Source organism: Pseudomonas veronii (genome assembly GCF_001439695.1).
Lineage (GTDB): Bacteria > Pseudomonadota > Gammaproteobacteria > Pseudomonadales > Pseudomonadaceae > Aquipseudomonas > Aquipseudomonas veronii.
The window spans coordinates 19,803-30,423 of record NZ_JYLL01000010.1 but is presented as its reverse complement, the minus strand read 5'-3'; the positions used below and the strand labels follow the sequence as shown (position 1 = coordinate 30,423).

The following is a 10,621-nucleotide window of genomic DNA, read 5'->3' as shown; positions in this document are numbered from 1 at the left end:
ATGCGTTCCAACCCTAATATCGATCTGGTTTCGCGCTTTCTTCGCCTGCCGCTGGAACAGCGCCAGCAGTTTTATCAGCGCCTGCAAAGCCGTGGCATGAGCTTCGCCCAACTGCCGATTGCTTCGATCCGCGAGGATGGCCAACGCCTGCCGCTGTCCTATGCCCAGGAGCGCCAGTGGTTCCTGTGGCAGTTGGACCCGGACAGCGCCACCTACCACATCCCCGGCGCATTGCGCTTGCAGGGGCGCCTGGACCTGGCGGCGTTGCAGCGCAGCTTCGACAGCCTGCTGGCGCGCCACGAAAGCCTGCGCACCCGGCTGATCCAGGACGGTGAGCAACTGTTGCAAACCATCGAGCCCGAGGCGCGTGTCGAGATCCGGCAGGAGGTTGTTCACGAGGCGCAACTGATGGCGCGGGTCGAAGCCGAGGTCGCCCGCCCGTTCGATCTGCAACAAGGGCCGCTGTTGCGCGTGACCCTGTTGCAACTGGCGGAAGATGAGCATGTGCTGGTGATGGTGCAGCACCACATCGTTTCCGATGGCTGGTCGATGCAAGTGATGGTCCAGGAACTGGTGCAGTTGTATGCCGCCTACAGTCAGGGCCAGGACCTTAGCCTGCCGGGCCTGCCGATCCAGTACGCCGACTACGCGCTGTGGCAACGCAACTGGATGGAGGCCGGGGAGAGGGCCCGCCAGTTGGCGTACTGGCAGGACCTGCTGGGCGGTGAGCAACCCGTGCTGGAATTGCCCCTCGATCACCCGCGCCCCGCGCAGCAAAGCCATCGCGGCGCGAGCCTGCAGGTGCAGCTGCCGGCGGACCTGGTGGCGGGCCTCAAGCGCCTCGCGCAGCAAGAAGGCGTGACGCCGTTCATGCTCCTGCTGGCGTCGTTCCAGACCCTGCTGTTTCGCTACAGCGGCCAAGCGGATATTCGCATCGGCGTACCGAATGCCAACCGCAACCGCGTCGAAACCGAGCGGCTGATTGGCTTTTTCGTCAACACCCAGGTGCTCAAGGCCGACCTCGATGGGCAGATGACGTTTGCCGAACTGTTGCAGCAGACCAAGCGTCGTTCCCTGGAAGCCCAGGCGCACCAGGACCTGCCGTTCGAACAGTTGGTGGTGGCGTTGCAGCCTGAACGCAGCCTGAGCCACAACCCGTTGTTCCAGGTGATGTTCAACCACCAGACCGACACCCAGGCCAGCGGTGACGGCCAGCACCTGCCCGGCCTGCGCGTGACGGAACTGGACTGGGACAACCAGACCACCCATTTCGACCTGAGCCTGGACACCCATGAATCCGCTGGAGGCCTGTGGGCCGCGCTGACCTACGCCACCGACCTGTTCGAGGCGGCGACCATCGAGCGCTTTGCGCAACATTGGCAAAACCTGCTCCAGGCGCTGGTGAGTGCGCCGCGCAGCCGTCTTAGCGCGCTGCCGATGCTCGACCGTGCGCAGCAGCAGACGATGCTCCAGGATTGGAACGCGCCGGCCAGCGTCGCCGTCGCACAAGCCGTACACCACCGGTTCGAGGCCCAGGCCCGCCAGCATCCTGAACGCCAGGCGCTGGCCCTGGATGACCAGACGCTCAGCTATGGCGAACTGAACCGCCAGGCCAATCGTCTGGCGCACTACCTGATCGACCAGGGGATCGGCCCGGACGGCCTGGTCGGTATCGCCGTCGAGCGTTCCTTTGCCATGGTGGTCAGCCTGTTGGCGGTGCTCAAGGCGGGCGGTGCCTACGTGCCGCTTGACCCTGAGTATCCGCGCGAGCGCCTGGTGCATATGCTCGAGGACAGTGGCGTGCGCCTGGTGTTGACTCAGTCTCACCTGCGTGAGCGCCTGCCGCTGGCCGGGTCGTTGACCTGCCTGGATATCGACCTGGCCCACGCGACGTTGGCGCCGTATGCCGAACACGCTCCGGCGCTCGACGTCGAGCCGCAGAGCCTGGCCTACGTGATCTACACCTCGGGCTCCACCGGCAAACCCAAGGGCGTTGCCATCAGCCACGCGGCGCTGAGTGAGTTCGCCGACATCGCGGCCGACTATTCGCGCCTGGTCCCACAGGATCGGGTGCTGCAGTTCGCCACCTTGAACTTCGACGGCTTCGTCGAGCAGCTGTACCCGGCGCTGACCCTGGGCGCCACCGTGGTGTTGCGCGGCCCGCAGTTGTGGGACGGCGCCGACCTGTACCGGCAGATCATCGATCATGGCATCACCCTGGCCGACTTGCCGACGGCTTACTGGAAACTGTTCCTGCACGATTGCCTGGCGGCGGGCCCACGGTCTTACGGGGCCTTGCGCCAGGTGCATATCGGCGGCGAAGCCATGCCCCTGGACGGCCCGGCGATGTGGCGCCGGGCCGGGCTGGGGCACGTGCGGCTGCTCAACACCTACGGGCCGACCGAGGCCACGGTGGTGTCCAGCGTGCTCGATTGCAGCGCCGACGATGGGGTGATCAGCGGCAGCGCCAGCCCGATTGGCCGCGCGTTGCCGGGGCGGGCGTTGTATGTGCTGGACGGCGACCTCAACCTGTTGCCGGTCGGCGCCGTGGGCGAACTCTACATCGCCAGTGCCAGCGGCTTGGCGCGTGCTTACCTGCAACGCCCGGGCCTGACCGCCGAGCGCTTTGTCGCCGACCCGTTCGGCCGCCTGGGCGAGCGTCTTTATCGCACCGGCGACGTGGCGCGTTATCGCGCCGACGGGGTGATCGAATACGTCGGCCGCGTCGATCACCAGGTGAAGATCCGTGGGTTCCGTATCGAGCTGGGTGAAATCGAGGCGCTGCTGCTGGCCCAGGATGACGTCCGTGAGGCTTTCGTGCTGGCCGCCGACAATCAGTTGGTGGCCTATCTGGTGGCGACGCAGCCATTGTCCGAGCCGCAGCAGGTGAGCGCCGCCGAACAGCTCAAGGCCACCTTGCGCGAGCAACTGCCCGATTACATGGTGCCGGCGCACCTGATCTTCCTCGAGCGCATGCCCTTGAACCCCAACGGCAAGCTCGACCGCCAGGCCCTGCCGACACCCATCGGCGGCTCGGCACAGCAGGCATGGTTGGCACCGGTCACGCCGCTGCAGCAACAGATCGCGGCGATCTGGGCCGATATCCTTGGCGTCGAGCGTGTCGGCCTGGCCCATCATTTCTTTGAACTGGGCGGGCATTCCCTGCTGGCCATGCAAGTGGTCTCGCGCATTCGCCAGGCCCTGGACCTGGAAGTCCCGCTCAAGACGCTGTTCGAGCAGCCGCGCCTGGCAGGCTTTGTCGCTGCCTTGACGACCGCCGATCCCGCCGCCCCGAAAGCCCCGGCCCTGCTGCCGGCCGGGCGCGACCAGCCGTTGCCGCTGTCGTATGCCCAGGAGCGCCAGTGGTTTCTCTGGCAGTTGGAGCCGCACAGTGCGGCGTACCACATCCCCAGCGCGCTGCGCCTGAAAGGCCAGCTTGACCGCGCGGCGTTGCAGCGCAGTTTCGACGCCTTGCTGGCCCGTCATGAAAGCCTGCGCACCTCCCTGCGCCAGGAGCGCGAGCGCACGGTTCAAGTGATTGAACCGCAGGTGTCGTTGCACATCGCGTGCGCCGATGTCGATGAAGCTGCGCTGAAGGCCCGGGTAGAAGCCGAGATCGCCCAGCCCTTCAACCTGCAACAAGGGCCGTTGCTGCGTGTCTGCCTGCTGCGCCTGGCCGCCGATGAGCATGTGCTGGTGCTGGTGCAGCATCACATCGTCTCCGATGGCTGGTCGATGCAACTGATGGTCGAGGAACTGGTGCAGCACTACGCGGCTTACAGCCAGGGTCAGACCCTGGTATTGCCGGCGCTGCCGCTCCAGTACGCCGATTACGCCGTGTGGCAGCGCCGTTGGATGGAGGCGGGCGAGAAGGATCGCCAACTGAGCTACTGGCGCGACCGGCTCGGCGGTGAGCAGAGCGTGCTGGAGCTGCCGTTCGACCACCCGCGCCCGGCGGTGCAAAGCCACCGTGGCGCACGCCTGCCGATCGAACTGGCGCCCGCGCTCGCCCACGACCTCAAGGCCCTGGCCCAGCAACAGGGCGTGACCCTGTTCATGCTGTTGCTGGCTTCGTTCCAGACCTTGCTGCACCGCTACAGCGGCCAGGAAGACATCCGCGTCGGCGTGCCGATCGCCAACCGCAACCGCAGTGAAACCGAACGCCTGATCGGCTTCTTCGTCAACACCCAGGTGCTCAAGGCCGACATTCACGGGCAGATGAGCGTCGCGCAAGTGGTGCAGCAGACCCGGCAACGGGCGCTGGAGGCGCAGGCCCACCAGGACTTGCCGTTCGAACAATTGGTAGAGGCGTTGCAACCCGAGCGCAGCCTGAGCCACAACCCGTTGTTCCAAGTGATGTTCAACCACCAGACCGACGTCGGCCAGGCCCAGGTCCAGCACCAATTGCCGACGCTGCGGGTAGAAGGGCTGGAGTGGGAAAGCCGGACCGCGCATTTCGATCTGGACCTGGATATTCAAGAGTCCACCGAAGGTATCTGGGCCACATTGGGGTATGCCCAGGACCTGTTCGAAGCGTCGACCGTGCAACGTATGGCGCGGCATTGGCAGAACCTGTTGCAGGCGATGGTCGCCGATCCGCAGCAGACCCTCGGCCAGTTGAACCTGCTGGACGGGGATGAACAGCGGCACATCCTGCAGTTGTGGAATCAATCCGACGCCGGCTTCCCGGCCCAGCGCCTGGTACATGAATTGGTGGCCGAGCGTGCGCGGGAAAACCCGCAGGCGATCGCGATCAAGTTCGACACGCAAACCCTGACCTACGGCGAGCTGGACCGCCAGGCCAACCAGTTGGCCCACGCGTTGATCGCCCGTGGCGTCGGCCCGGAAGTGCGCGTGGCGATTGCCATGCCGCGCAGTGCCGAGATCATGGTGGCGTTCCTTGCGGTGCTGAAAGCTGGCGGCGTTTACGTGCCGCTGGACGTCGAATACCCGCGTGATCGCCTGCTGTACATGATGCAGGACAGCCGCGCCAAGCTGCTGTTGACCCATACTGCCGTGCAGCAGCAACTGCCGATTGCCGAAGGCCTGGATACGCTCGCCATCGACCGCACCGAAACCTGGAGCGGCTTCAGCGACACTGCGCCGTCGGTTGATCTCGACGGCGACAACCTCGCCTACGTGATCTACACCTCCGGCTCCACCGGCATGCCCAAGGGCGTGGCGGTGGCCCATGGCCCGCTGGTGGCGCATATCATCGCCACCGGCGAACGCTACGAAACCGGCCCGGCCGATTGCGAATTGCACTTCATGTCCTTCGCTTTCGACGGCTCCCACGAAGGCTGGATGCACCCACTGATCAACGGCGCCAGCGTGCTGATCCGCGATGACAGCCTGTGGCTGCCGGAATACACCTACGCGCAAATGCACCGTCACCACGTGACCATGGCCGTGTTCCCACCGGTGTACCTGCAACAACTGGCCGAGCATGCCGAACGCGACGGTAATCCGCCGAAGGTGCGCGTGTATTGCTTTGGCGGTGACGCGGTGGCGCAAGCGAGCTACGACCTGGCCTGGCGTGCGCTGAAACCCACTTATCTGTTCAACGGCTACGGCCCGACCGAAACCGTGGTTACGCCGTTGCTGTGGAAGGCACGTCGCGGCGATCCGTGCGGCGCCGTGTATGCACCGATCGGCACGCTGTTGGGCAACCGCAGCGGCTACATCCTCGACGCCCAACTCAACCTGCAACCTATCGGCGTCGCTGGCGAGCTGTACCTGGGCGGCGAGGGCGTGGCACGTGGTTATCTGGAGCGTCCGGCACTCACCGCCGAACGCTTCGTCCCCGACCCGTTCGGCAAACCCGGCAGCCGCGTGTACCGCAGCGGCGACCTGACCCGTGGCCGCCCGGATGGCGTGGTGGATTACCTCGGCCGCGTCGACCACCAGGTGAAGATCCGCGGTTTCCGTATCGAACTGGGCGAGATCGAAGCGCGTCTGCGCGAGCAGGACAGCGTTGGCGAAACCGTGGTGGTGGCCCAGGAAGGCCCGAACGGTAAGCAGTTGGTGGCCTATGTGGTGCCACTGGATCCGGTGCTGATGGACGATGCGTTGGCCCAGTCCACCTGCCGTGAAAACCTGCGCCGCGCCCTGAAAACCCGCCTGCCGGACTACATGGTGCCCTCGCACCTGATGTTCCTGGAGCGCATGCCGCTCACCCCCAATGGCAAGCTCGATCGCAAGGGCCTGCCGCGTCCTGATGTGAGCCAGATGCAGCAGGTGTATGTGGCGCCACAGAGCGAGCTGGAGCAGGACGTGGCGGCGATCTGGGGTGAAATCCTGGGCCTGGAACGGGTTGGCCTGGCCGACCACTTCTTTGAATCTGGGGGGCACTCGTTGCTGGCGATGCAGGTCATCTCCCGTCTGCGCCAGTTGCTGGGCCGGGAAGTTCCCCTCAGAACCCTGTTTGAACACCCGCGGTTGCAGGGTTTTGTCGAGACGCTGCAGCGTTCGGCAGCCGAGACGGACAGTGCGCCAGCGATTCTGCCCGTCAGCCGCCAGCAGCCGTTGGCATTGTCTTATGCCCAGGAGCGCCAGTGGTTCCTCTGGCAACTGGACCCCCAGAGCGCCGCGTACCACATCCCCAGCACCCTGCGCCTGCGTGGCTGGCTGGACCAGGCCGCGCTGCAACGCAGTTTCGAAACGCTGGTGGCGCGCCATGAAAGCCTGCGCACCCAGGTGTACCAGGACGCAGGCCGCGCCCTGCAAATGATCCGGGATGCGGGTGCCGTGGAGATCCTGCATGCCGATGCCGAAGAAGCGGATGTGCAGCGCCTGGTGCAAGCCGAGATCGCGCGACCGTTTGACCTGCAACAAGGCCCGCTGCTGCGGGTGACCCTGCTGCGCCTGGCTGACGACGAACACGTGCTGGTGCTGGTGCAGCATCACATCGTCTCCGATGGCTGGTCGATGCAGGTGATGGTCGACGAGCTGGTGCAACTGTACGCGGCCTACAGCCAAGGCCAGGACCTGCAATTGCCGGCGCTGCCGATTCAATACGCCGACTATGCGCAGTGGCAGCGCGACTGGATGGCGGGCGGCGAGCGCGAGCGTCAATTGGCTTACTGGCAAACGCTGCTGGGCGGTGAACAGCCGGTGCTGGAACTGCCCGCCGAGCGGCCGCGACCTTCGGTGCAGAGCTATCGCGGAGCGAGCCTGGATGTCGTCCTGGACCCGGCGCTGGTGAAGGGGCTCAAGGCCCTGGCGCAGCGTGAGGGGGTCACGTTGTTCATGGTGCTGCTGGCGTCGTTGCAGACCCTGTTGCACCGTTACAGCGGCCAGCAGGATATTCGCGTCGGTGTGCCGATCGCCAACCGCAGCCGGGTCGAAACCGAGCGGCTGGTGGGGTTCTTCGTCAATACCCAGGTGCTCAAGGCCGATATCGATGCTCAACTGACCGTCACCCAATTGTTGCAGCAGGCCAAGCGGCGGGCCCTGGATGCCCAGAGCCATCAGGACCTGCCCTTCGAGCAATTGGTCGAGGCGCTGCAACCCGAGCGCAGCCTGAGCCATAACCCGTTGTTCCAGGTGATGTTCAATCACCAGAGCGAAGCGCGCCTGGCCAACAGCGGCCAGCAGCTTGCCGACCTGAGGGTTGAAGGGTTGGAGTGGGGCACGCAGACCGCGCAGTTCGACTTGAGCCTGGACACCCAGGAGACCGCCGAAGGGCTGTGGGCGACCCTGACCTACGCCACCGATCTGTTCGACGCCGCGACACCCAAGCGCATGGCCCGCCATTGGCAGAACCTGTTGCAGGGCATGCTCGGCGATCCGAATCAGCGGGTTACCCAGTTGCCGATGCTGGAGCGTCTGGAGCAGCAGGTGATGGTCGAGCAGTGGAACGACACGGCGCAGGATTACCCGTTGCAGCAGAGCGTGCAGCAGTTGATCGAAGCGCAAGCCGAACGCACGCCGGCTGCCCAGGCATTGCTGTTTGATTGCGAAGTGCTCACTTACGCCCAGCTGAATGCTCGTGCCAACCGCCTGGCGCACCGCCTGATACAGGCCGGTGTCGGGCCAGACCTGCTGGTGGGCGTGGCGATGGAGCGCTCGGTGGAGATGGTGGTGGCGCTTCTGGCCGTGCTCAAGGCTGGCGGCGCCTATGTGCCGCTGGACCCGGAATACCCGCGCGAGCGCCTGGCCTACATGCTGCGGGACAGTGGGGTGCAACTGTTGTTGACGCAGGCGCATCTGGTAGCGTCGTTGCCCATCGGTGACTGCGTACAGTGCCTGGTGGTAGAGCAGGGTGACAGCTGGCTGGCAGGGTTTGCCACCTTCAATCCCGAGGTCGCCGTCGAGGCCGAAAACCTCGCTTATGTCATCTACACCTCCGGTTCCACCGGGCAGCCGAAGGGCGCCGGTAACCGCCACTGTGCATTGACCAACCGATTGCTGTGGATGCAGCAAGCGTATGCACTGGATGCCAGTGATACGGTGCTGCAAAAGACGCCGTTCAGTTTTGACGTGTCGGTCTGGGAGTTCTTCTGGCCGTTGATGAGCGGCGCACGGTTGGTCATGGCGGCTCCGGGTGATCATCGAGAGCCGTCGCGCCTGGTGACGTTGATCAATCGACACCAGGTCACCACTTTGCACTTCGTGCCCTCAATGTTGCAGGCATTCCTCCAGGACTCGCAGGCCGGCAGTTGCCAGGGCCTGCAACGCATCATTTGCAGCGGCGAAGCCCTGCCGGTGGACGCCCAGCAACAGGTGTTCGCCAAACTGCCCAAGGCCGGGCTGTTCAACCTCTACGGCCCGACCGAGGCGGCCATCGATGTGACCCATTGGACGTGTGTCGATGAAAACCGCGACAGCGTGCCGATCGGCCAGCCGATCGCCAACCTGCGCACCCATGTGCTGGATGCGCAGTTGCAGCCGGTTGCCGCGGGTGTTGCCGGTGAGTTGTACCTGGGCGGGGTCGGGCTGGCGCGCAGTTACCATCGCCGTCCCGGCCTGACCGCCGAGCGTTTTGTGCCGTGCCCGTTCCAGCCTGGCGCGCGGTTGTATCGTACCGGGGACCGGGTCCGTCAGCGCATGGATGGCGTGATTGAATACCTGGGACGCCTGGATCATCAGGTCAAGTTGCGTGGTTTGCGGATCGAGCTGGGCGAAATCGAAGCGCGCCTGCTGGAGCATCCGCAGGTGCGTGAAGCGTCGGTGCAAGTGCAGGATGGCAAGCATCTGGTGGGCTACCTGGTGTTGCACGACCCGGCCGCCGCCTGGCGTGATGCCCTGAGTCATCACTTGCTGGCGCATTTGCCCGACTACATGGTGCCTGCGCAATGGGTCGTGCTGGACCGCATGCCCTTGAGCCCCAACGGCAAGTTAGACCGCAAGGCCCTGCCGGCACCGGACGCCAGCGTGCATCAGCGGCACTTCGTTGCGCCGAGCAACCCGCTGGAGCACACCGTTGTGCTCGCCTGGCGCGAGGTCCTGGGCCTTGAACAGGTGGGGGTGGAGGACAACTTCTTCGAGCTGGGCGGGCACTCGTTGCTGGTGTTGATGCTCAAGGAGCGTATCCGCAAGGCTACCGGCGTCGAGCTTTCGGTGAGTCAGCTGATGCTCAACCCGACGGTTGCGGGGCAGGTCGCCTGTGTTAATGGTCAGGCCGGCAACTCGTTGATCGTCAGGTTGAACAGCCAGACCCGTGGCACACCGTTGTACCTGTTTCACCCCAGCTATGGTTCGGTGCATTGCTACAAGGCCATTGCCCTGGCGTTGCGCGAGCAGCGGCCGGTAATGGGCGTGATCTGCCGGGCGTTGGCCGAGGAGGGCAGTGAAGTGCCGGCCTGGCACGAGATGGTCGAGGACTACACCGCGCAATTGTTGACGGCGCAGCCGGAGGGGGCCTTCCGTCTGGCGGGCTGGTCCCTGGGCGGCAACCTGGCGATGGAAGTTGCCCATGGCCTGGAGCAGGCTGGGCGGGAAGTGGAGTGCGTGGGCTGGATCGACGCATCGCCACCCCAGTGGGTCAAGCCCTTCTGGGACACGGCGGTGATGGTCGATGAGCGCGAAATATCCGCCAATGACCGGCGCGTGGAATTGTTGGGCGCGATGTTCCCTGAGTTCACGGCGCAGATCCATGCCAAGTGGTCGGGCCAGCAGGCCACGGTTGATGGCGACGATGAGCAATGGGCCGGGTTCAACCAGTGGGCCGGGGATGTGCTGGGTGAGCGCTTCCATGAACTCAAGGAAGAGTTGCTCAGTGGCCATGAGGCGCAAATCTCGTGGGAGGTCGACCGCATGCTGGGCCAGCGCCTGCATGATGCCGATTTCAAGGCGATCAAGGCGCCGATCAGTTGCTGGTGGGCGACCTTGAGCCGCACGGGTGTGCATCATCGGTTGATTGAGGCGAGCATGCTGGAGGTCGCCGGCCAGTCCCGGATTGAACGTTCGGTGCTGATCGAGACCAGTCACGATCGGTTGATCGACAACGCCGCGTTCGTGCGCAGCTTCGCCGACGCGATGGCGTAACACCGGGCCTGAACGAACAAGCCCCCGGCCACTGATGGTGACCGGGGGCTTTTTCGTGGGGTGGGGTTCAACGACCGGCCTCTGCAAAAACGCCCCGGGCAAATGAATGCACGGGGCGTTAGGGTTGGAGCCC

General features: G+C 64.9%; 1 protein-coding gene. It reads left to right on the top strand.

All coding sequences use genetic code 11. The annotated features are described in order from the left end of the window. Positions 1–10,488, top strand: coding sequence for a non-ribosomal peptide synthetase (locus tag TU80_RS14745; RefSeq protein WP_057004779.1), 10,488 nt, complete (start codon positions 1–3; stop codon positions 10,486–10,488). The last annotated feature ends 133 nt before the right edge of the window (positions 10,489–10,621 follow it).

Bases quoted from the DNA above. Each gene is read 5' to 3' on its own strand.
- TU80_RS14745 (WP_057004779.1), top strand. From the start codon at position 1: ATGCGTTCCAACCCTAATATCGATCTGGTTTCGCGCTTTCTTCGCCTG.